Source organism: Streptomyces sp. NPDC017529 (genome assembly GCF_044329785.1).
GTDB lineage: Bacteria > Actinomycetota > Actinomycetes > Streptomycetales > Streptomycetaceae > Streptomyces.
In genome coordinates, this window is sequence record NZ_JBIRJY010000007.1 from 121683 (window position 1) to 143446 (window position 21764).

The 21764-nt window shown below is 73.3% G+C and carries 16 protein-coding genes; 7 read left to right on the plus strand and 9 right to left on the minus strand.

Annotated features, from left to right (window positions below; translation table 11 throughout):
- Nucleotides 1–81: 81 nt before the first annotated feature.
- Together ACH4K4_RS20085 and ACH4K4_RS20090 are read right to left on the minus strand one after the other, a co-directional pair.
- A complete protein-coding gene (locus ACH4K4_RS20085; protein WP_398168889.1) occupies nucleotides 82–2496 on the minus strand; it encodes a hypothetical protein in 2415 nt (804 codons plus the stop codon).
- Nucleotides 2497–2764: 268 nt separating this feature from the next.
- Nucleotides 2765–4930: a protein kinase gene (locus tag ACH4K4_RS20090; RefSeq protein ID WP_398168890.1), complete on the minus strand. Its 2166-nt coding sequence runs from the start codon at nucleotides 4928–4930 to the stop codon at nucleotides 2765–2767.
- Nucleotides 4931–5197: 267 nt separating this feature from the next.
- Between ACH4K4_RS20090 and ACH4K4_RS20095 the strand changes: the two genes are divergently transcribed.
- Nucleotides 5198–6424: a serine hydrolase domain-containing protein gene (locus ACH4K4_RS20095; RefSeq protein WP_398168892.1), complete on the plus strand. Its 1227-nt coding sequence runs from the start codon at nucleotides 5198–5200 to the stop codon at nucleotides 6422–6424.
- Nucleotides 6425–6444: 20 nt separating this feature from the next.
- Here the strand turns inward: ACH4K4_RS20095 and ACH4K4_RS20100 are convergent, their stop codons facing one another.
- Nucleotides 6445–8151, minus strand: coding sequence for a glycerol-3-phosphate dehydrogenase/oxidase (locus tag ACH4K4_RS20100; RefSeq protein WP_398168893.1), 1707 nt, complete (start codon nucleotides 8149–8151; stop codon nucleotides 6445–6447).
- A 209-nt stretch (nucleotides 8152–8360) separates the two neighbouring features.
- On the opposite strand from ACH4K4_RS20100, the gene ACH4K4_RS20105 reads away from it, so the two are divergent.
- Nucleotides 8361–9629, plus strand: coding sequence for a nucleotide sugar dehydrogenase (locus ACH4K4_RS20105; RefSeq protein WP_398168895.1), 1269 nt, complete (start codon nucleotides 8361–8363; stop codon nucleotides 9627–9629).
- 166 nt (nucleotides 9630–9795) lie between these two features.
- Complete coding sequence (locus ACH4K4_RS20110) at nucleotides 9796–10323, plus strand: hypothetical protein (RefSeq protein ID WP_398168897.1); 528 nt, start codon at nucleotides 9796–9798, stop codon at nucleotides 10321–10323.
- A gap of 75 nt (nucleotides 10324–10398) precedes the next feature.
- Here ACH4K4_RS20110 and ACH4K4_RS20115 read toward each other — a convergent pair whose 3' ends face one another.
- From ACH4K4_RS20115 to ACH4K4_RS20130, 4 genes are all read right to left on the minus strand, one after another.
- Entirely contained in the window at nucleotides 10399–11526 is a 1128-nt protein-coding gene (locus ACH4K4_RS20115; protein ID WP_398168898.1) for a GuaB3 family IMP dehydrogenase-related protein, read from the minus strand.
- A 103-nt stretch (nucleotides 11527–11629) separates the two neighbouring features.
- The gene (gene guaB / locus ACH4K4_RS20120; RefSeq protein WP_398168900.1) at nucleotides 11630–13132 is read right to left on the minus strand and encodes an IMP dehydrogenase; all 1503 of its coding nucleotides are present in this window, start codon (nucleotides 13130–13132) and stop codon (nucleotides 11630–11632) included.
- A gap of 212 nt (nucleotides 13133–13344) precedes the next feature.
- A complete protein-coding gene (locus ACH4K4_RS20125) occupies nucleotides 13345–13920 on the minus strand; it encodes a sigma-70 family RNA polymerase sigma factor (RefSeq protein ID WP_277994245.1) in 576 nt (191 codons plus the stop codon).
- A gap of 280 nt (nucleotides 13921–14200) precedes the next feature.
- A complete protein-coding gene (locus tag ACH4K4_RS20130; RefSeq protein WP_003948568.1) occupies nucleotides 14201–14812 on the minus strand; it encodes a response regulator transcription factor in 612 nt (203 codons plus the stop codon).
- A 379-nt stretch (nucleotides 14813–15191) separates the two neighbouring features.
- On the opposite strand from ACH4K4_RS20130, the gene ACH4K4_RS20135 reads away from it, so the two are divergent.
- Complete coding sequence (locus ACH4K4_RS20135; protein WP_360124383.1) at nucleotides 15192–15524, plus strand: WhiB family transcriptional regulator; 333 nt, start codon at nucleotides 15192–15194, stop codon at nucleotides 15522–15524.
- A 121-nt stretch (nucleotides 15525–15645) separates the two neighbouring features.
- Here ACH4K4_RS20135 and ACH4K4_RS20140 read toward each other — a convergent pair whose 3' ends face one another.
- Entirely contained in the window at nucleotides 15646–16557 is a 912-nt protein-coding gene (locus tag ACH4K4_RS20140) for a LysR family transcriptional regulator (protein ID WP_398168901.1), read from the minus strand.
- A gap of 79 nt (nucleotides 16558–16636) precedes the next feature.
- Here ACH4K4_RS20140 and ACH4K4_RS20145 point away from each other — a divergent pair, with 79 nt between their 5' ends.
- Nucleotides 16637–17302, plus strand: a complete 666-nt coding sequence (locus tag ACH4K4_RS20145) for an MOSC domain-containing protein (protein WP_398168903.1) — start codon at nucleotides 16637–16639, stop codon at nucleotides 17300–17302.
- 85 nt (nucleotides 17303–17387) lie between these two features.
- Nucleotides 17388–18161 (plus strand): SDR family NAD(P)-dependent oxidoreductase, encoded by a 774-nt coding sequence (locus ACH4K4_RS20150; protein WP_398168904.1) that lies wholly within the window; start codon nucleotides 17388–17390, stop codon nucleotides 18159–18161.
- A gap of 103 nt (nucleotides 18162–18264) precedes the next feature.
- On the opposite strand, the gene ACH4K4_RS20155 is transcribed toward ACH4K4_RS20150, so the two are convergent.
- The gene (locus ACH4K4_RS20155) at nucleotides 18265–20223 is read right to left on the minus strand and encodes a DUF2264 domain-containing protein (RefSeq protein WP_398168905.1); all 1959 of its coding nucleotides are present in this window, start codon (nucleotides 20221–20223) and stop codon (nucleotides 18265–18267) included.
- A 197-nt stretch (nucleotides 20224–20420) separates the two neighbouring features.
- On the opposite strand from ACH4K4_RS20155, the gene ACH4K4_RS20160 reads away from it, so the two are divergent.
- Nucleotides 20421–21635, plus strand: a complete 1215-nt coding sequence (locus ACH4K4_RS20160) for a substrate-binding domain-containing protein (protein ID WP_398168907.1) — start codon at nucleotides 20421–20423, stop codon at nucleotides 21633–21635.
- Nucleotides 21636–21764: the final 129 nt, after the last annotated feature.

The following is a 21764-nucleotide window of genomic DNA, read 5'->3' on the forward strand; positions in this document are numbered from 1 at the left end:
ATTGCCGGAGTACGGGAGGAAGAAGCCAATGGTGGAGCGCCTCCGGAACCGGCAGGCGGGCCAACCGAAACGGTTCGCTGGCTAGTTCGGGCGGTAGGTGCCGGTGGCCTGGTCGTAGAGGCGGTCGACCTCGCGGCGGTCGTTGTCCGGGCCGATGACCTGGACGACGTGGTAGCGACCGTTGTGGATCATCGCGAGGTTGCGTACGTAGACCTGGCGGCCGCTGCTGTCCTGCCAGGTGAAGGTGCCCTCCGCCATCGCGGACCTGCCGACGTCGACGCGGCGCAGCCCGGAGGCGCCGGACCAGCTGGACTCGCGGTACGGGGCCAGCTCCGCCTCCTTGTCCTGCATGTACGCCATCGGGTCGCCGCCGAACCTGGACGTGGCGTCCCGGCCCGGCACGATCAGCAGCTCGAAGTCGTCGCCCAGGTAGCGCACCTGGCCGCGCTCGTTCTCGCCCCGGCGCTCCCACCCTTTGCGTACGGCGACCTGGAAGCCCTTCGGGTCCTTGCGCACCGCGAAGCCCTCGGCGAGGCCGGCGGGTTCGGTGGTCTGCGGCTGCCGCGCGCTCGGCCCCTGGCTGCCGGGCCGGTCACCGGACGTGCCGTCGGGCGCCGGGCTCTGGGCGCCCACCGCGCCCGTACGCTCCCGGACGCTGCTCGCGTCGCCCCCGCCCGAGCCCGACTTCGGCAGGAACAGGGCCGCGTACAGGATCGCGGCCACCAGCAGCAGGAAGACCAGGCCCACCAGCAGGCGGCCGAGGTGGCGCGGGCCGCGTCCGCCGGGGGGCGTGGCGCCCTGGAGGCGGCGGATCTGCTTGGCGGGGCGGGGCTGCCTGGACGCGCGGCCGGGTTTCGGCGGGCGGGCGGGGGTGTGGGCCGGGGGCGGCGGGGCGGTGTGGTGCAGGGGGGGTTGCCTGTGGTCGGTGGGGTCCGGGGTGGGTATGGGTTGCGTCTCTCTGAAACGCCGAGGTCTCTTGGGCTCCCCAAGCTGCTCGGGCCGGAAGGGCGCGGGAGCCTCCGCCAGGCCGGGGTGGCCGTGCACGGCGGCCTCCCCGTGGGCCACGGTCCGGCGCTTGCCCTTCGGCTGCCGCGGCGGCTTGGCGGGGCGCGCCGGCCGGGACTGGCGGGCCTTCTTGTGGCGGCCCTTGCGTACGAGTTCGCCCCGGCGCCGCAGGATCGGCAGCCGCCGCGAGTCGGCAGGCCCCTCGATCGACGGGACGGTCACGACCCGGCTGCCCGCCTCCGGCTCCGGCGCGGTGCGGATCAGCGACCGCAGCCAGCCGCGCAGTTCCTCGAAGTCCGGGCGGTCGGCCGGGTCCTGCCGCATCAGCGACTCGACGACGGGCCGCAGCGCGCCGCAGTCCTCGGCGTACGACGGCGGCTCCGAGCACACCAGCTGCACCAGCTCGGCGGCGCTGTCCTCGGGGTACGCGGGGTGGCCCTGCACGATGCGGAACAGCAGCGCGCCGACCGCCCACAGGTCGGTCGCGGGCCCGACCGGCGGCGCGAGCTGCCAGTTCGCGTGCACCGGTCCCGCCTGTTCGGGCGCCCAGCGCTCGGTGACCGGGCCGATCACGCTGATCCGCAGCTGCCGCGCCCGTTCCGCCGCGAGGGCCGCACCCGGGCGGGCGGGCGGAACGGAGGGGGCGGGCGGAGCGGCGGGGGCGGGGTGCTCGGGCGCGGAGCCGGTGCCCTGCCCTGCCGTGCGGGTGTCCTCGGCGGACGTGCGGGCGGCCGCCGCCCGGGTGCCCGCCTGGTAGGCGGCGATGGCGCCCGCGCGCGCCCGGCGGGCGTCCGGCTCAGGGGCCTGGTCCGTGGCGGGTGCCGGGGGCGGCGCGGGGTCCGCGGTCCGGGTCTGGGCCGGCACCGCCGCCCGCCGGTCCCCCGTCTCCCCCGGTACGGGGTCGTAGCCGCACAGCGCCTCCTGGGCCGCGCCCGCCGCCAGGCCGGTCAGGATCGCGCGGCCGTCGTCGCAGATCAGGACCGTGCGGACGGTGATGTTGCGGTGGGTCCAGCCGTGCGCGTGCAGGGCGCGCAGGGCGGTGAGGACGTCGGCGGCGACCTCGGCGGCCCGGTGCGGCGACAGGGGGCGTTCGGCGAGCAGCGCCGCCAGCGGCCGGGCCGCGACGCGCTCGCTGACGATCCACAGGCTGCCGTCCTGCGCGAAGACGTCGAAGACCTGGTCCAGTTGCGGGTGGTCGGGCAGTCGGGCCGCCGCGGTCGCGGCCTCCAGGGCGCGCCGTACCGCGGGGTCGTGCGGTGTACGGTCGGCGCCGGGCACGCCGGGCACGCGTCCGTCCGGCGCGGGCCGCCCGGCCTGGCGGCCGTCCAGCAGCTCCGCTTCCACGACCTCGGGCAGCGGCACCTGGCGTACGAGGACCTCCTGGCCGCTGTACGTGTCGAAGGCGCGGGTCTCGGCGAACTCGTACTCGTCCGACGGCGGCACCGGCAGTCGGTAGCGCTCGGCGAGCACTCTTCCCGCGTACTCGTCCACGACGCCTCCCCAGCGCGCGATTCACGCCGCCTGCACGTCTTTGTCCGGAAGCGTCCGGCCCCACCGGTTACCCCCAGTGGTCAGAACCGGTCGCATTCCCTCCGATTGCGGCTGCGTACGGTCTTCGGGGTCTCACGATACGTTGCGGGGGCGCGGGTTGAGGAGCGCTCAGGCCAACCGCGCCCCAGGACTTCGCCCGCGCCCTGCGGCTGCCACCGCGCATGCCTCGTCGGCCCGCGTACCTCTTCGGTACGCGCGCCGCAGGACGTCAGTCCTTCATCTGGAACGTCGCGAAGGCGGTGTCCCGCAGCCGGCGGCACTCCGCCGCGTCCCAGGCGTCCGCCTTGCAGGTAATCATGATGGCGTAGCCGTGCTGGTCGTCGGCCTTGAAGCCGCGGTTGAGCACGCGCACGTCCTGGCCGCTCTGCTTGCGCGTGAACGCCCAGTCGGCGACCGTCGGGTAGCCGCGCCACTCGATCGGCTTGATATCGATGCGGTGGTAGTTCTGGACGCTGCCGCTGACGGCGGGCTCCAGGCCGCGCCAGGCGGCCGCCGCGTCGTTGCCCGGCTTGGCGTTGTAGTCGATCTGGACGCGCGGGAAGCCGCCCCCCGCGCTGTAGATGGCGCCGGAGTTCTGGCCCGCCGTGCTCGTCTGCTTCCAGCCGGACGGCAGCGCCACGGAGAAGTGGAACCCGGCGTTCGACACCGTGCCGTAGCCCTGCGGTACGCCCTTGTCCTTGCCGTCGGCGCCGGGCTGGCCGGCGCCCTGCTCGCCGTCCGACGGACGGCTGGAGGCGTCCTCGGCGGTGGCCGGGGGCGAGCCGGCCCGGCCGGTGGCGGCCGTACCGGCGCCCGCCGCCTTGCCGCCCTTCTCGTCGTCCCCGCCGAGCGCGAAGGCGAGCACCGTACCCAGCACGGCGAGCACCACGACCACGGCGATGACGACGAGCGTGCGGCGCGGCACCACGTCGGTGACCGACGCGCGCGGCGGCCCCGACGGACGCGTCCCGTCGTCCGGCTTGGGCTCCGGGCGGGCGGCCGCGGCCGCGGCGACAGCCACCTTGCGCACCGACTGGAGCGCGTTGCGCAGCTTCTCCTTGGTGCTCTCCGAGTCGAAGCCCGTCCGGCCGGCCGAACCGACCGCTGTCGGCCAGTTCTTCGGCCCGTTGGTCGAGCCGGTCGCGGAACCGGTCGAGGAGCCGGCCGTGGCACCGGCCTTCGCCGGCTGCCCGGCCGTGCCCCGCACCGCCGTCCTGGAGGGCGCGCTCGTGCCCGTACGGGCGCCCGGCTCCGTGCGCGTGCCGGCGGCCGACGCCGCGCGCACGCCCTGTGCCGGAGGTGCCGCCGTACCCGGGCGCGACGTGCCGCCGCCTTCCGGCGTGCGTCTCCCGTCGTCCTTCGGGCGCGGCTTCGGCTTCCACTGCGGACGCGGCGCCGACGGCTTGGACCGCGCCTGCTCCCGCTCGCGGTCCTTCTCCTTGCCGCGCTCCTTGGCCTTCGTGCCGCGCTCCTCCGCCGGCCGCTCCTCGGGGACGACCGGTAGGGCCATCGCCCGCGTCGCGTCCACGACGGGCGGCTCGGGGCCGGTGTCCTCCGGGGCGCTGGCCGCGTCCAGCAGCAGCGCGCGCGCCGCCCGGTCGTCCAGCCGCGCCGCCGGGTCCTTCACCAGCAGCCCGTAGATGACCTCTTCCAGTACGCCGGCGCTCTTCGGCGGCTCCACCGGCTCGGTCATCACGGCGGTCAGCGTGGCGATCGCCGACCCCTTGTCATACGGGGGCACGCCCTCGACGCAGGCGTACAGCAGCCCGCCCAGCGACCACAGGTCGGCCGGCGGGCCCGGCTTCTGACCGCGCGCACGCTCGGGCGAGATGTAGGACGGCGCGCCGACCAACATGCCGGTGGAGGTCACGGAGGGGTCGCCCTCGACCTGGGCGATGCCGAAGTCGGTGAGCACGACCCGGCCGTCGTCGGACATCAGCACGTTCGAAGGCTTCACGTCGCGGTGCAGGATGCCCTCGCGGTGGGCGGCGCGCAGCACGTCGAGCACGGCGAGGCCGACATCGGCGGCGCGACGCGGCGTCAGCGGACCGTCGTCACGTATCAGCTCGGCGAGCGAGCGGCCCTCGACCAGCTCCATGACGATCCACGGGCGGTCGTCCTCGTCGACCACGTCGTAGACCGTCACCGCGCTGTTGTTGCGGATCCGGGCGATCGCCTTGGCCTCCCGCAGCGTGCGGGTGATCAGGCGGCGCTTCTCGTCCTCCTCGACCCCGCCAGGGAAGCGCAGTTCCTTGACCGCGACCGTACGGCCGAGCACTTCGTCCCGTGCGCGCCAGACCGTACCCATTCCGCCCCGGCCGAGGACTTCGGCGAGCCGGTACCGGCCGGCGAGCAGCCTGCCCTCCTTGCCGTCCATCTCGACCTCGTCGCCCACTGAATCCCCTTCGCAATCCAGCCGAGTTGGCATCTCGAACACTTGTCGATCACCAAACTGGCCCAACTCGGACAACCCACCCTGGCGGAGCCCTCATTCTCTCTCATCCGCGGCCGTGGGGAAGGCCAGGGTCCACGACTCGGCGCCTGTCGCGCACCCGCCATGATGGCCCGGACTGGCGTGATCCCTGCTCATGAGGGCATCGTCGGCGCGGTGACGGCGGGCTCCGGGCCGGAAACGACGACAGGAACGAGGACGGAAACCACGATGCGCTCCCCTCTTCCCGCCGCGTACGGGCGCGCCTGTGCCCGCCTCCTCGTCGTCGCCCTCACCCTGGCCGCCCTCGCCGCCCTCACCGCCACGGCCTCCACCGGCGACCGGGCGCCGCACCGCGGGGGCCCGCCGCCGGCCCCGGCCGCCCTCCCGCCGGACCGGACCGCGCCGGCGCTCCGCAGGCTGGTGGACGACGGGGCGCCCGGCGCCGCGTCCCTCAGCACCGTCGGCACGCGCTCGCAGGCGTCCCGGTTCGTCACCGCCGGCGTCGCCGACCTGCGCAGCGGCCGCCGCATGCGGCGCGCCGACCACTTCCGCGCGGGCAGCCTGACCAAGCCCTTCGTGGCGGCCGTGATCCTCCAGCTGGCCGCCGAGCACCGGCTCGGCCTGTACGACCCGGTGCCGAGCCGGCTGCCCGGCAGCCTCCGCGCCACCACGAGGGGCGCCGCCGCACTGTCGCGCGTAACGGTCCGCCAACTCCTGGACCACACGAGTGGCTTGTACAACTACACCCGGGACCCACGGCTGGCCCGGCAGCTGTCCGGCAGCGGTTTCCGCGCCCACCGCTACGACCACCACTCCCCCGCCGAGCTGCTGCGCACCGCGCTGAGCCACCCGCCGACCGCGCCCCCCGGCGCCCGTTACGCGTACTCCAACACCAATTACCTGCTTCTGGGCATGGTCATCGAACACGTCACCGGTCGCCCGTACGCCGATGAGGTGACGCGCCGCATCATCCGGCCCGCCCGGCTCTCCGGTACGTCCTTCCCCGGCTCCGACCCCGCCCTGCCCGAGCCGTACGGGCGCGGCTACACCGTCGTCGGCGGCCGCCGGGTGGACGCCACCGGCATCGACCCCAGCCGCGCCGGCGCCGCGGGCGAGATGGTCACCACCCTCGGCGACCTCAACCGGTTCTTCGCCGCCCTCCTCGGCGGCAAGCTGCTGCCGCCGCGCGAGACGCGGGAACTGCGCACCACGAAGCGGACGGGCGGCGCGTACGGCCTGGGCCTGTACGCCGTCGAACTGCCCTGCGGCACCACCGTCTGGGGCCACAACGGGGACATCAACGGCTCCTACTCCCAAACCGCCACAACCACCGACGGCCGCCACACCCTGAGCTTCCACGTCAACACGGACAGCCCGGACATGGCGGCGCTCGCCCCGTCCGTCCTCGCGGCGGAGTTCTGCGGGACCGGCCCGCCGGGCGGCGCCTCCCGGTAGCGGCCGGCAGGCGCGAGCGCCTACAGAGGCACGATGTCCGGCGCGCCCAACCTGGCCGCGTCCGCCGTCAGATCGTCCGGCTGCCGCTGCGACTCCCGCTCCGCCTCCACCCGCTTCTCGTAGTGCTGCACCTCGCGGTCGACCTGGTCCGCGTCCCAGCCCAGCACCGGCGCCATCAGCTCGGCGCACTCCCGCGCGCTGCGCGTGCCGCGGTCGAAGGTCTCGATGGAGATGCGGGTGCGCCGGGTGAGGACGTCGTCGAGGTGGCGCGCCCCTTCGTGGGTGGCCGCGTACACGACTTCGGCCCGCAGGTAGTCGTCGGCGGCGGCCAGCGGTTCGCCGAGCGCCGGGTCGGCGACGACCAGTTCGAAGAGTTCCTCCGCCATCGAGCCGTAACGGTTCAGCAGGTGCTCCACGCGGACCACGTGCAGCCCGGTGCGCGCCGCCGTGTGCGCGCGGGCGTTCCACATCGCCTTGTAGCCCTCGGCACCGACCAGCGGCACGTCCTCCGTGACGCAGTCCGCGACCCGCTGGTCGAGCCCGTGCACGGCCTCGTCGACCGCGTCCTTGGCCATCACCCGGTACGTCGTGTACTTGCCGCCCGCGACCACGACCAGCCCCGGCACGGGGTGCGCGACCGTGTGCTCGCGCGAGAGCTTGCTGGTGGCGTCCGACTCCCCGGCCAGCAGGGGCCGCAGGCCCGCGTACACACCCTGGACATCGTCGCGCGTGAGCGGCACCGCGAGCACCGTGTTCACGTGCTCCAGCAGGTAGTCGATGTCGGCGCTGGACGCCGCCGGGTGCGCCTTGTCCAGGTCCCAGTCCGTGTCCGTCGTGCCGACGATCCAGTGCCGGCCCCACGGAATCACGAACAGCACGCTCTTCTCGGTGCGCAGGATCAGCCCGGTCGTGGAGTGGATGCGGTCCTTGGGCACGACGAGGTGGATGCCCTTGGACGCGCGTACGTGGAACTGGCCGCGCTCGTTGATCAGGCCCTGGGTGTCGTCGGTCCACACCCCGGTGGCGTTCACCACCTGGCGCGCCCGTACCTCGTACTCACCGCCCGCCTCCACGTCCTGCACCCGGGCACCGACAACGCGTTCGCCCTCGCGCAGGAAGCCGACCACCCGGGCCCGGTTGGCGACCTCCGCCCCGTATCCGGCGGCGGTCCGCACCAGGGTCGTCACGAAGCGGGCGTCGTCCACCTGGGCGTCGTAGTACTGCAACGCGCCGACCAGGGCGTCCTTCTTCAGGCAGGGCGCGACCCTGAGGGCCTTCTTGTGCGAGAGGTGCCGGTGCACGGGCAGGCCGCGGCCGTGTCCCGAGGAGATCGACATGCCGTCGTAGAGCGCGACGCCGGAGCCCGCGTACCAGCGCTCCCAGCCCTTGTGGGTCAGCGGATAGAGGAACGGCACCGGTTTGACCAGGTGCGGAGCCAGCCGCTCCAGGAGCAGCCCGCGTTCCTTGAGCGCTTCGCGTACGAGGGCGAAGTCCAGCATCTCCAGGTAGCGCAGCCCGCCGTGGATGAGCTTGCTCGACCGGCTCGACGTGCCCGACGACCAGTCGCGGGCCTCGACGAGCCCGGTGTCCAGGCCGCGGGTCGCCGCGTCCAGTGCCGTGCCGGCGCCGACGACTCCGCCGCCGACCACCAAAATGTCCAGCTCCCGCTCCGCCATCCGTGCGAGTGCCTCGGCACGCTGGGCCGGTCCGAGTGTCGCTGTCCTCACCGCTGCCTCCCGCTGTGGTCGGGGCCACACTCCCCGTCCGTCGATTTTGGCCGCGCCACCGGCCCGTAGCCACCCTCGGGCGGACGCGGCAACACCCCGCCGCCCCGATCCACCAATCCCTATTCTGGGCCAAATGTCCGCTTAGTCTATTTATGCTCTTATGCTTCAACGCCTCATCCGGAACCGCTCGGGAAGGACGGCAGCCAGCCATGCCCGCAGACCTCGCCGTCATCGGACTAGGCCATATCGGTCTCCCCCTCGCCCAGGCCGCCACCGCCGCCGGCGTCGGCACCATCGGCTACGACCCCGAACCACCACCCCCGGCCACCGCCGCACCCCCCGAAGGACGCCCCGCCGCCCACGGCTCGCTCACCCCGCCGGAACGCCGCCGGCTGGTGTCCGCCGGCTTCCGCACCACCGACGACCCGGCCGTCCTCGGCCGGGTCCGCACCGCCGTCATCTGCGCCCCCACCCCACTCGGCGAGGACGGCGCCCTCGACCTGACCGCGGTCGCCGACGCCGCCCGCGTACTGGCGGCGCGACTGCGCCCGCACACCACGGTCGTGCTCGAATCCACCGTCTACCCGGGCACCACCGAGGAATTCCTGCGCCCCCTCCTGGAAGAGGGCTCGGGACTGACCGCCGGACGCGACTTCCACCTCGCCTACTCCCCCGCGCGCCACGACCCCGGCAACCGCGCGCACCGCTACAACAACACCCCGAAGGTCATCGGTGGCCTCACGCCCGCCTGCACCGAGGCGGCCGCGGCGTTCTACAACCGGCTCACCGACCGGGTGGTGCGCGCCCGCGGCCCGCGCGAGGCGGAGACCGCCAAGCTGCTGGAGACCAACTACCGCCACATCAACATCGCGCTGATGAACGAGATGGCGGTGCTGTGCCACGACATCGGCGTGGACCTGTGGGACGTGATCCGCTGCGCCGAGACCAAACCCTTCGGCTTCCAGGCGTTCCGGCCGGGCCCCGGCGTCGGCGGCCACGCGGCCCCCGTCGACCCCAACTACTACTCCTACAAGGGGCGTTCACTGGGCTATCCGCTGCGCATGGTGGAACTGGCGCAAGAGGTCAACACCCGGATGCCGCGCTACGTCGTACAGCGCTGCGCCACCCTGCTCAACGAGCACGGCAAGTCCGCGCGCGGCGCCCGCGTCCTGCTCCTCGGCGTCACGTACAAGCCGGACATCGGCGACGAGGAAGGCTCCCCCGCCCGCGAAGTCGCCTCCCGGCTCATGGAGTTGGGCGCGCACATCACCTACCACGACCCGTACGTCCACCAGTGGCAGGTCCTGGACCGGCCCGTCCCGCGCGCCGACGCCCTCTACGAGGCGGCCGCCGGGGCCGACCTCACCCTGCTCCTCCAGCACCACCGCACGTACGACCTCCAGGGCCTGTCGGTGAAGGCCCAGCTGCTCCTGGACACCCGGGGGGCAACGCCGACCGGCGCCGCGCACCGGCTCTGAGCTGGGAGTTTCAGGCTCTTCTGGCCCCTCGCGGACACAATTCCACAGTGGACATGTCAGGCCCGTCTGTTAATTTGGGTCCGCGCGCCGAACCGCTGCGCGCCCATCTCACCGACCGGCCCCGTGCGCGCCGCACGCCGCCCGTCTTCACTCCCGGGGGAACACCTTGAGTCAGTCCTGGCCGCCCGCGCCTCAGCAGCCACAGCAGCCCTACCAGCCGCCGCAGGCACCGTACGGCGCTCCCGCACCGGGCGGTTTCCCGCCGCCGACGGCCCCGCCGGCCGCCAACCGGGGCAACGCCGGGCTGGCCGTCGTCCTCGGCGTACTCGCCATGCTCGTCGCGGCCGGGATCTACGGCGCGGTGCTCAAGGCCGTCAACGGCGCCTCGATCGGCTACGCGGCGCTCGCCGTCGGCGCGCTCATCGGCGCCGTCCTCGGCAAGGCCGGCGGCCGCAACGCCGCCCTGCCGGTCGTCGGCGCGGTACTGGGCCTGCTCGGCCTCTACCTCGGCCAGGTCTTCGGCATCACGCTCATCTCGTCCGACATCCTCGGCATCCCGCTCACCGAGGTCGTTTTCAACCACTTCGACCTGGTCCACGCCGCGTGGAAGGACTACCTCGGCGCGATCGACCTGGTCTTCTACCTGCTGGCCGCCGCCGGCGGTTTCCAGGTCGCCAAGAAGCTCGGCTCCTGACACCGGCACGCACGACGCGAAGGGCCCGGACCGCACGGAAAGTGCGGTCCGGGCCCTTCGGCGTCCGAGGATGCCTCAGCGGTTGTCGTGCTGCGACGGCGCGACCGTCACCTCGACCCGCTGGAACTCCTTCAGCTCGGAGTAGCCGGTGGTCGCCATCGCCCGGCGCAGCGCGCCGAAGAAGTTCATCGAACCGTCCGGCCTGTTCGAGGGACCGCACAGGATCTCCTCGGTGGTGCCGACCGCACCAAGGTCCATCCGCTTGCCGCGCGGCACGTCCTCGTGCACGGCCTCCATGCCCCAGTGGTGGCCGCGGCCCGGCGCGTCCGTGGCGCGCGCCAGCGGCGAGCCCATCATCACCGCGTCCGCGCCGCAGGCGATGGCCTTGGGCAGGTCGCCGGACCAGCCCACGCCGCCGTCGGCGATCACGTGCACGTACCGGCCGCCGGACTCGTCCATGTAGTCCCGGCGGGCGGCGGCCACGTCGGCCACCGCGGTCGCCATCGGCACCTGGATGCCGAGCACGTTACGGGTGGTGTGGGCGGCGCCACCGCCGAAGCCGACGAGCACGCCCGCCGCGCCGGTGCGCATCAGGTGCAGGGCCGCGGTGTACGTGGCGCAGCCGCCGACGATCACCGGGACGTCCAGCTCGTAGATGAACTGCTTCAGGTTCAGCGGCTCGGCGGCCGAGGAGACGTGCTCCGCGGAGACGGTGGTGCCGCGGATGACGAAGATGTCCACGCCCGCGTCCACGACGGCCTTGGAGAACTCGGCCGTCCGCTGCGGGGAGAGCGCGGCGGCGGTGACCACACCGGAGTCGCGCACCTCCTTGATGCGCTGCCCGATCAGCTCTTCCTTGATCGGCGCGGCGTAGATCTCCTGGAGCCGCTTGGTGGCGGCGTCGCCGTCCAGCTCCGCGATCTCCGCGAGCAGCGGCTCCGGGTCCTCGTAGCGCGTCCAGAGCCCTTCCAGGTTCAGTACGCCCAGGCCGCCCAGCTCGCCGATGCGGATCGCGGTCTGCGGCGAGACGACCGAGTCCATCGGGGCCGCCAGGAACGGCAGCTCGAAACGGTAGGCATCGATCTGCCAGGCGATCGAGACCTCCTTCGGGTCGCGGGTGCGCCGACTCGGTACGACGGCGATGTCGTCGAAGGCGTATGCCCGGCGGCCGCGCTTGCCGCGCCCGATCTCGATCTCAGTCACGTGTGTGGCCTTTCCCTCTACGTATGCCGTTCCAGTATCCCCGACACGCGAAAGCCCGCGGCCTGACGGTCGCGGGCTTCCTCGTGCGCGCTACAGGTACGGGTCAGCGCCGCGCGTAGTTCGGCGCCTCGGTCACCATCTGGACGTCGTGCGGGTGGCTCTCCTTGAGGCCCGCGGCCGTGATGCGGACGAAGCGGCCCTTGTCCTTCAGCTCCTCGATGCTCGCGGAGCCGACGTAGCCCATGGAGGCGCGCAGGCCGCCGACGAGCTGGTGGGCCACCGAGCCGAGCGGGCCGCGGTAGGGGACCTGGCCCTCGATGCCCTCGGGAACCAGCTTGTCCTCGGAGAGGACGTTGTCCTGGAAGTAGCGGTCCTTGGAGAAGGAGCGCGCCTGGCCGCGGGACTGCATGGCGCCCAGCGAGCCCATGCCGCGGTACGACTTGAACTGCTTGCCGTTGATGAAGACCATCTCGCCCGGCGACTCCTCGCAGCCGGCCAGCAGCGAGCCCAGCATGACCGTGTCGGCACCGGCCGCGATGGCCTTGGCGATGTCGCCGGAGAACTGCAGGCCGCCGTCGCCGATCAGCGGCACGCCCGCCGCGTTCGCGGCCTGCGCGGCCTCGTAGATCGCGGTGACCTGCGGCACGCCGACGCCGGCGACGACGCGGGTCGTGCAGATGGAGCCGGGGCCCACGCCGACCTTGATGCCGTCCGCGCCGGCGTCGATCAGCGCCTGGGCGCCGTCGCGGGTGGCGACGTTGCCGCCGACCACGTCGACACGGGTGTTGGACTTCACCTTGGCGATCATGTCGAGGATGCCGCGGCTGTGGCCGTGCGCGCTGTCCACGACCAGGAAGTCCGCACCGGCCTCGACGAGCGCCTGGGCCCGGTCGAACGCCTCGTCGCCGACGCCCACCGCGGCACCGACGACCAGGCGGCCCTCGGCGTCCTTGGCCGCGTTCGGGTACTTCTCGGCCTTCACGAAGTCCTTGACCGTGATCAGGCCCTTGAGGACGCCCGCGTCGTCGACCAGCGGCAGCTTCTCGATCTTGTGGCGGCGCAGCAGCTCGATGGCGTCCTCGCCGGAGATGCCGACTTTGCCGGTGACCAGCGGCATCGGGGTCATGACCTCGCGCACCTGGCGGCTGCGGTCCAGCTCGAAGGCCATGTCGCGGTTGGTGACGATGCCCAGCAGCTTGCCCGCCGGGTCCGTCACCGGCACGCCGCTGATGCGGAACTTCGCGCACAGCGCGTCCGCCTCGGCGAGCGTGGCGTCCGGGCGGACCGTGATCGGGTCGGTGACCATGCCGGACTCGGAGCGCTTGACCAGGTCGACCTGGTTGGCCTGGTCCTCGATGGACAGGTTGCGGTGCAGCACGCCGGCGCCGCCCTGCCGCGCCATGGCGATCGCCATCCGCGCCTCGGTGACCTTGTCCATGGCGGCGGAGAGCAGCGGAATGTTGACCGTGACGTTCCGCGAGACCCGGGACGCCGTGTCCACCGCGTTCGGCAGCACCTCGGAGGCGCCGGGCAGCAGCAGCACGTCGTCATATGTCAGACCGAGCATCGCGAATTTGGCGGGCATTCCGTCGACGTTGTCAGTCATGACACCTTCCCAAATGGTCTTGCCTCAGCGCGGACACCCATGCTAACGGCCACCACAGGCGTCTCATTCCACGGTCGATGACGACCGCGTCACTTGGAGGTTCCTACGGAAGCGGACCACCTCGGCGGTGCGTTCCTACGGCCGCACGTTCCCTCGACTGTACGTTCCCCCGGCGCACCCGTGTGCGGCGCGCCGGACTCCGGCCCGTACGGTCACTGCTCGGCCAGGGCCCGCAGCCGGCTCAGCGCCCGGTGCTGCGCGACCCGCACCGCGCCCGGCGACATCCCCAGCATCTGCCCGGTCTCCTCGGCCGTCAGCCCGACCGCGACCCGCAGCAGCACCAGCTCGCGCTGGTTCTCCGGCAGGTTGGCCAGCAGCTTCTTGGCCCACTCGGCGTCGCTGCTGAGCAGCGCGCGCTCCTCGGGGCCCAGCGAGTCGTCGGGCTGCTCGGGCATCTCGTCGGACGGCACGGCCGTGCTGCCGGGGCCCCGCATCGCGGCCCGCTGGAGGTCGGCGACCTTGTGGGCGGCGATGGCGAAGACGAACGCCTCGAAGGGCTTTCCGGTGTCCCGGTAGCGCGGCAGCGCGCACAGGACCGCGACGCAGACCTCCTGCGCCAGGTCCTCGACGAAGTGGCGCGCGTCACCCGGCAGCCGGGACAGCCGGGTACGGCAGTAGCGCAGCGCGAGCGGATGCACGTGGGCCAGCAGGTCGTGCGTGGCCCGGCGGTCGCCCTCCACTGCGCGTGCGACGAGATCGCCGATCTCCTGAATCCCGTCATCGCGCATCGGTCCATGGTGCCTTGGCGCGGCGCGATCCGCGGCATCAGGTCCGTACTTGTGCACCGAAGCGTTATGAGCGGCAGGTGCGCCGGCTGTCATCTCCCGCGCCCTCCCCTCGCACCGGATCGGCCCGTCCCCGAGGAACTCCATACCTCAAGGATGCGGCACCGCCCGCGGAACCGGGATGCCGCTCGGTGACCGGCGCCCGCGAGGCCGCCCGCCGCCCCGCCCGCCACAGGGCGGGCGGGGACCCTCACACCCCCGCAACACTGCACGTCACGGCGTCCTAGCGGACCAGACCCCAGCGGAAACCGAGCGCCACCGCGTGGGCCCGGTCGGAGGCGCCGAGCTTCTTGAACAGCCGCCGGGCGTGCGTTTTGACCGTGTCCTCGGAGAGGAACAGCTCACGGCCGATCTCCGCGTTGGAGCGGCCGTGGCTCATGCCCTCCAGCACCTGGATCTCACGCGCGGTGAGCGTCGGCGCGGCACCCATCTCGGCGGACCGCAGCCGGCGCGGGGCGAGCCGCCAGGTGGGGTCGGCGAGGGCCTGGGTGACCGTCGCGCGCAGCTCGGCGCGCGAGGCGTCCTTGTGCAGATAGCCGCGGGCGCCGGCGGCGACCGCCAGCGCGACCCCGTCGAGATCCTCGGCGACCGTGAGCATGATGATGCGGGCGCCCGGGTCGGCGGAGAGCAGCCGGCGCACCGTCTCGACTCCGCCCAGCCCGGGCATCCTCACGTCCATCAAGATCAGGTCGGAGCGATCGGCGCCCCAGCGGCGGAGGACTTCCTCGCCGTTGGCCGCCGTCGTCACACGCTCTACACCGGGCACGGTCGCGACCGCGCGGCGGAGCGCCTCTCGGGCAAGCGGGGAGTCGTCACAGACGAGGACGGATGTCATGACCGCCCTCCGCAGCTGATGCGCGTCACCTTGAGCCTCCAGGCTGGTACGTATCGTCACCTGAGCGATCGACTGCCTCGGACACCTGCCCGAGGACTACCTCCATCAACCGCTTCCGCCCTCTCAACGATGGTCACTCGAAAGAGTTACGGGTTGGGCAGCCGCCTTCGACACTCTACGTGAGGGCCCGGACACGCAGAAGATGGAACGCCAACCAACACCCCCCTTCATACCTCTATGCCCTATTTGGTGGCTTTTCTTCCATTTTCACAGTGTCTGTGGCTAGATTCGCAATGAGTCATATTTACATCTACTTAGACAGTAGATGTACGGTCGTGAGGGCCGAGTCCGAACCGGTACCGCTTCGAGGGGACTAGCAATGGCAGATTTCTCCCGCCTCCCGGGCCCGAACGCAGACCTCTGGGACTGGCAGTTGCTCGCCGCGTGCCGTGGCGTCGACAGTTCGCTTTTCTTCCATCCCGAGGGCGAGCGCGGCGCCGCCCGCAGCGCGCGTGAGACCTCGGCGAAAGAGGTGTGCATGCGCTGCCCGGTACGCGCGCAGTGCGCGGCGCACGCCCTGGCGGTACGCGAGCCCTACGGGGTCTGGGGCGGGCTGACGGAGGACGAGCGCGAGGAGCTGATGGGCCGGGCGCGGCACCGGCTGGTACCGGCGGCGGTCGCGGTCGGGCACCCGGGCGCCAACACCGCCTGAAGAAACGTTTCCTCTGGAATTTCCCCCGATCGGCCCACCCCGCAGGCCGCACCGCGGCAAAGCTCGGCGGCGGACCGCGCCGCTGAAGAGGTTCAGCGACCGACCGCACCGCCGGAGGGGCTCAGCGGCCGACCGCGCCCGCGAGCTGGTCGAGCATCGCCTCCACCGCCGGGACCCGCGCCAGGTCCGGCAGCGTGAGCGCCACGATCTCGCGCTGCACGCACGGCTCCATCGTGACCGTACGGGCCCCCTTGGGCCGTACCGAGGCCAGCGCCAGCTCCGGCAGCACGGCGACCCCCAGGCCAGCGCCCACCAGGCCGATCACGGCCGGGTAGTCGTCCGTCGCGAAGTCGATGCGCGGCGTGAAGCCCGCCCCCTCGCACACCTCGACGAGATGCCGGCGGCAACGCGGGCAGCCCGCGATCCACGGCTCGCCCGCCAGGTCGGCGAAGCGCGCCGTACCGGCACCGGCCAGCCGGTGGGAGTCCGGGACCAGCCCGACCAGGCGGTCGACCAGCACCGGCCGCACGACCAGGTCGTCCCACTCCGCCTCGGCCGCGGGGTCGGCGCCGCGCACCTCCGGGTAGCGGAAGGCCAGCGCGATCTCGCAGTCGCCGTTGCGCAGCATCTCGATCGAGCGCGGCGGCTCGGCCTCGACCAGGGAGACCCGGGTGCCGGGGTGGGCGGCGCGCATGGCGGCCAGCGCGGTGGGCACCAGGGTCGAGCTGCCGGAGGGGAAGGAGACCAGCCGTACCCGGCCGGCCCGCAGGCCCGCGATGGCGGCCACTTCCTCCTCGGCGGCGGTGAGCCCGGCCAGGATGCCGGTGGCGTGCCGCACCAGCGCCCCGCCCGCCTGGGTCAGCCGCATCTCGCGGCCCGTACGGATCAGCAGCGGTGTGCCCGCCGACTGTTCCAGTGCCTTCATCTGCTGGCTGACGGCGGGCTGGGTGCAGCCCAGCTCGCGGGCGGCGGCGGAGAAGGAGCCGGTCCGGGCGACGGCGCGCAGCACACGGAGATGACGGGCCTCGATCATGTTTAGAGCATAAGCGAGCCTTGGAGCAGGCGGGAAATAATCGGTAGCGGCTTTGGCCAGTTGCCCGTAGCGTGCCCGCATGGAGCTTCTGTCTGTGAACGTGGGGCGGCCGCGGCCCATGGAGTACCGCGGCGCCACGGGCAGTACGGGCATCGGCAAGCAGCCCGTCGACGGGCCGGTGGCGGTGTCCGCCCCCGGTCCCAAGGGCGTTGCCGGCAGCGGGCTGGCCGGGGACGCGGTGGTCAACCTCCAGCACCACGGCGGCGACGACCAGGCCGTGTACGCGTACGCCCGCGAGGACCTGGACGCCTGGGAGAGGGAGTTGGGCCGCGAGCTGCCCGCCGGGACGTTCGGCGAGAACCTCACCACCAGCGGCCTGGACGTGACCCACGCGCGGATCGGCGAACGCTGGCGCGTGGGCCCCCGACTGCTGCTGGAGGTGACCTCCGCGCGCATCCCGTGCATGACCTTCCAGGGGCGGCTGGGCGAGCCGGGCTGGATCAAGCGCTTCACGCAGGCCGGCGTGCCGGGCGCGTATCTGCGGGTCGTCGAGCCGGGCGAGATCCGGGCCGGGGACACGATCACCGTTGAGCACCGCCCCGGCCACGACGTGACGATCGCGCTCGCGTTCCGTGGCATGACCACGCAGCGTGAGGTGCTGCCGCGGCTCCTGGAGGCGGGCGAGGCGCTGCACCCGGAGCTGCGCGAGTGGGCACACAAGTACATCCGCACCCAAGGGGCTTGAACCCGGGCGAACAGGGGACACGGCTGCCCGTCCTGGTGTACCGGCCGGGGCGGATGGCGTGCCCGTATGCGGATAGCGTGCCCGTATGACGACTGCATTGATTACGGGAGCGACGGCGGGCATCGGCGCCGCGTTCGCCCGCCGGCTGGCGGGTGACGGCCACAACCTGGTGCTCGTGGCACGCAACGAGAAGCGGCTGCGCGAGCAGGCCACCGAACTGCACGACCGGCACGGCGTCGAGGCGTCCGTCCTGGTCGCCGACCTGGCGACGGACGACGGTATCGCCGCGGTCGAGGAGCGGCTCGCCGACCGCACCCATCCGGTGGACCTGCTGGTCAACAACGCGGGCTTCGGCAACAAGGGTGAATTCCTGGACGTGCCGATGGCCGACGAGCTCACGATGCTCAAGGTGCACTGCGAGGCGGTGCTGCGGCTGACGTCGGCGGCGCTCAAGGGGATGCGCGAGCGGCGCCGCGGCGGGGTCGTCAACGTCGCCTCGGTGGCCGCGTTCGTGCCGCGCGGCACGTACGGGGCGAGCAAGGCGTGGGTCGTGCAGTTCACGCAGGGCGCCGCCCGCGACCTGGCGGGCAGCAACGTACGGCTGATGGCGCTGTGCCCCGGCTTCGTGCGGACCGAGTTCCACGAGCGGGCCGGGATGGGGACGGACAGCATCCCCGACTGGATGTGGCTGGACGCCGACAAGCTGGTGGCCGCGGCGATGAAGGACCTGGCGCGCGGCAAGTCGCTGTCGATCCCGGACCCGCGCTACAAGGCGCTGATGGGCGTGGCGAAGCTGGCGCCGCGCAATCTCCTCGGCGGCATCACGTCGAAGACGGGACGCAAGTACGGTCCCCAGTGACACGCCGGAGTACGGGCCGTGGGTGCGGTACGGGCCGTGGGCCAGGCACGCGCGGCGCGCGGCCCGGCGTCACGGCCCGTAAACCACCGGCACGAACGGGCACTTACGGCGCGGTGGCGGTGTCCGCGGTGAGGGACAGGGCGTTGGTGGTGCCGTCCTCCCAGGTCACGTGGATGTCGTAGGGCCCGGTGAGCCGGACTTCGGCCAGCTTGTCCACGGGCGCGGGTGCGGGCTCGGCGGTGAGCGAGGCGAGCGAGATGAAGAGGGCGCCTTCGGGAGCGTCCGGCACCGTGCCGTCGAGGCAGGCGGTGCGGGAGTGCTCCCCGAACGGCGTACTGCCGGTCGGCACGGTCCGGGCCTGCCCGGAATTCCTGGCGAAGCCGTACACGGCGTGGAGCTGGGCGGCCGGCCCGTCGTCCGTGACGGCCCAGCCGGTCTGCCGTACGGCCGTGCCGGGGGCGGCGCCGGTGACGAGGTGGACGCGCACCTCGGCGCGGCCGTGCGCCAGGGTCGCGGACAGCACCCGTACGCCGGCGAGTTCGGTGCCGTCCGCGCGGTGCGGGGTGTGCGCCGAGGCGGCCCACCCGGGGCCGCTGCCGCGCGGTTCGACCGGTCCGCGGCCGGTGGGCGCGCCGTCCACGAGCAGCGCGAAGTGGTTGTCCGGGGTCTCGGCGGGGGTGGTGTCCGAGCCGGGGTTGGCGGACGTGTCCGCGGTGGTCCCTGCGCTCTCCGCGGCCGAGGGGCCCGTACGCGTCGAGTAGGCGAACCGCGCGTAGTGCGGGTCGTTCGGGCCGAAGACCGAACTGCTGCCGTGATTGTGCAGCCTGACCAGCCCGTCGGCCTTGGTGGACTGGACGAGCAGGCCCGGCGCGCGCAGCGCCGTGACGGCGTCCGCGGTCTCGGCGGGCAGCGGTTCCTCGCGCTCGGTCCACACCGGGTGGTCGGCGGGGAGCAGCAGGCCGAGGAGGCCCTTGGACGCCCAGTAGGGGGAGGCCGGTCCGGAGTAGCCCTGGAGGAAGGGCGCGTACGGGCCGTACCAGCCGAGTGGCAGCAGCCCGTCGGATGTGACGGCGCCGCGCTCCAGGAAGTGCCGGAGCGTGCCGGAGGCCAGGCGGCGGGTGGCGCCGGGGCCGAGCGGGGTGTGGCCGGTGAGCGCGCCGGCCCAGGGGGCGGCGAGGGCGGCGAAGCGGTACGTGAGCGAGCGGCCGAACGGTATCGGCGCGCCGTTGGCGTCGAACATGCGGCGGAATCCGTCGAGGTGCGCGCACAGCCGCTCGCCGTAGGTGTCCAGCAGTGCGCGGTCGCCGGAGAGGTGGGCGTGCAGGACGGGGTAGAAGTGCAGCGCCCAGCCGTTGTAGTGGTCGAACGCCTGGTTGTCGCCGTCGCTGTACCAGCCCTCGCCCCGGTACCAGCCCTCGATCCGGTCCAGCGCGCGGTCGACGGACGCCTGCGCGCGTTCCGTCTCGATGCCCGCGTCGAGGAGGAAGCCGCCGACGGTGAGGCCGAACAGCCACCAGTTGTTGTCGATGGGCGGCGGGTCGAGGGCGGGCAGCAGCCAGTCCACGGCCCGTGCGCGGACCTTGTCGTCCAGCGTGTCCCACAGCCAGGGGCGGGTCAGCCGCAGCCCGAGGGCGACGGAGGCGGATTCGACGATGGCCTGGTGGGTGTCGGGCACGACCGGCCACGCGTCGGGGTGGCGGCCGCCGAGGCCCGGCTCGGTCACCGGGTGCTCGGTGCCCGCGGCGAGACCTTCGGCGTACCGGGCGAGGTGGCCGTGCGGGTCCCGGCCGCCGTCGCCGGCCACCCGGAACGCCGCCGCCAGGAAGGTGCGGGCGTACCCTTCGAGGCCGTCGGAGCGCGGCCCGGCCCAACTGGGGCGCGCCCCCGGCAGGTTGATCAGGCCATTGCGGGGCGAGGCGTACGGGACGACCGCTCCCAGGAGGCTGTCGGCCGCGGTTTCCCAGTGTGCGCGGGTCCAGCCGGTGTACGGGCTGCGCTCACGGTCCTCGGGAAGGCGGGCGGCCGCGAGGCCGGCGGGGAGCGGTAATGACGGCACGGACATGGTGTTTTCCTTACGGACGGCGTCGCGAAAATCCTGAACTCGGCACGTTCGATCGTCAATAGGGCAAGATCGAACGATCGATCGATGGGCCGTTCGATCACCCTCGGCTAGGGTGCGTCTTCGTCTTGGGGACCGGCCCGGTGACGGCCGCCGCCCCGGCCGTCACCGGGCCACCACACCGCGAGGGGGCTGCCGCCGTGCGCGAGCGTGCTGTGCAACGTCAGGACCGTCTGCTGTCCCTGGTACGGCGGCGGGGCTCGGCCCGCGTCACCGACCTGGCCGACCAGCTCGGCGTCTCGCCCGTGACCGTACGGCGCGACGTCGAGGCGCTGACCGGCAGGGGCCTGCTCGACCGGGTGCACGGTTCGGTGTCCTGGCCGCGGCGGCGCGACCGGCCGGGCGGCGGGCGCGGCCCGGACGCCGAGGACCTGGTGCTGGGCCTGCTGGCCCCCTCGGCCACGTACTACTTCGCCGACGTGATCCGCGGCGCCCACGAGGCCGCGGCGCCGGCCGGGGCCAGGCTGGTCCTGCGGATCTGCGACTACCGCCCGGCGGAGGACCCGGCGCGCGCCGCGGGCCTGCTGGCGGCCGGGGCCGAGGGACTGCTCGTCGCGCCGGGCTGGCGCGGCCCCGGGGACCAGGCCGCCTACAGCGACTGGATCGCCGAACTCCCCGTACCGGTCGTCCTGTTGGAGCGGAGCGTGCCACCGGGCGGCCCGCTGGCCGGACTGGACCGGGTGTGCTCCGACCACACCCACGGGGTGTTGCTGGCGCTGCGCCACCTGACCGGGCAGGGGCACGCGGCGCCGCTGCTGGTGGCCCGCGCCGACAGCCCGACGGCGCTGGCGGTGCGCGAGGGGTACGCGGCGGCGCTGCGGGCCCTCGGAGTGCGGGGGCCGCGGCCGGTGATCGGCTCGGTGCCGGCCGACCGGGACCCGGAGGGGTTCGAGCGGGCCGTGCAGGAGCTGCGGTCGGCGGTGTCCTCGGGGGCGGCGACGGCGGCGCTGGTGCACAACGACGTGGACGCGATCCGGATGGTGCAGCGGCTCGCGGAGCTGGGCGTACGGGTACCGCGCGACCTGGCGCTGGTCGCTTACGACGACGAGGTGGCGGCGCTCGCCGACACGCCGCTGACGGCGGTGGCGCCGCCGAAGCGCGAAGTGGGCCGGCAGGCCGCGCGCTTGCTGCTGGAACGGCTGAGGGAGCGGGCGGAAGGGGCCGGAGGCGGGGGGACGGACAGGGGTATGGGTGGGGGTGCGGGCGTGGTTCCGGCCGCCGGCGCCGGTTCGGTGCCGGACGCGGACCCCGCCGCCGAACCGGCGCCGCGCCGCCACGTCACCCTGCTGCCGACGCTGCGCGTACGGGCCTCGTGCGGCGCGGGGGCCGGCACCGGTGGCGGCGCCACCGGCTGATGCCCCCGGTCCGCCGTCCGCCTCCCCCGATCCTGTTCTTTTTTCGATCAATCAATCTTTCGCTCTTGACTTCGCTCAGAGCCCACCCAAGGATCGCGGATCGCGGCCACCCCCTTCGCGCCGCCCCCT

Coding starts and splice junctions, on each gene's coding strand:
- ACH4K4_RS20130 (WP_003948568.1), bottom strand. CDS start 14,812: ATGACATCCGTCCTCGTCTGTGACGACTCCCCGCTTGCCCGAGAGGCG.
- guaB (WP_398168900.1), bottom strand. CDS start 13,132: ATGACTGACAACGTCGACGGAATGCCCGCCAAATTCGCGATGCTCGGT.
- ACH4K4_RS20095 (WP_398168892.1), top strand. CDS start 5,198: ATGCGCTCCCCTCTTCCCGCCGCGTACGGGCGCGCCTGTGCCCGCCTC.
- ACH4K4_RS20150 (WP_398168904.1), top strand. CDS start 17,388: ATGACGACTGCATTGATTACGGGAGCGACGGCGGGCATCGGCGCCGCG.
- ACH4K4_RS20135 (WP_360124383.1), top strand. CDS start 15,192: ATGGCAGATTTCTCCCGCCTCCCGGGCCCGAACGCAGACCTCTGGGAC.
- ACH4K4_RS20145 (WP_398168903.1), top strand. CDS start 16,637: ATGGAGCTTCTGTCTGTGAACGTGGGGCGGCCGCGGCCCATGGAGTAC.
- ACH4K4_RS20125 (WP_277994245.1), bottom strand. CDS start 13,920: ATGCGCGATGACGGGATTCAGGAGATCGGCGATCTCGTCGCACGCGCA.
- ACH4K4_RS20155 (WP_398168905.1), bottom strand. CDS start 20,223: ATGTCCGTGCCGTCATTACCGCTCCCCGCCGGCCTCGCGGCCGCCCGC.
- ACH4K4_RS20105 (WP_398168895.1), top strand. CDS start 8,361: ATGCCCGCAGACCTCGCCGTCATCGGACTAGGCCATATCGGTCTCCCC.
- ACH4K4_RS20140 (WP_398168901.1), bottom strand. CDS start 16,557: ATGATCGAGGCCCGTCATCTCCGTGTGCTGCGCGCCGTCGCCCGGACC.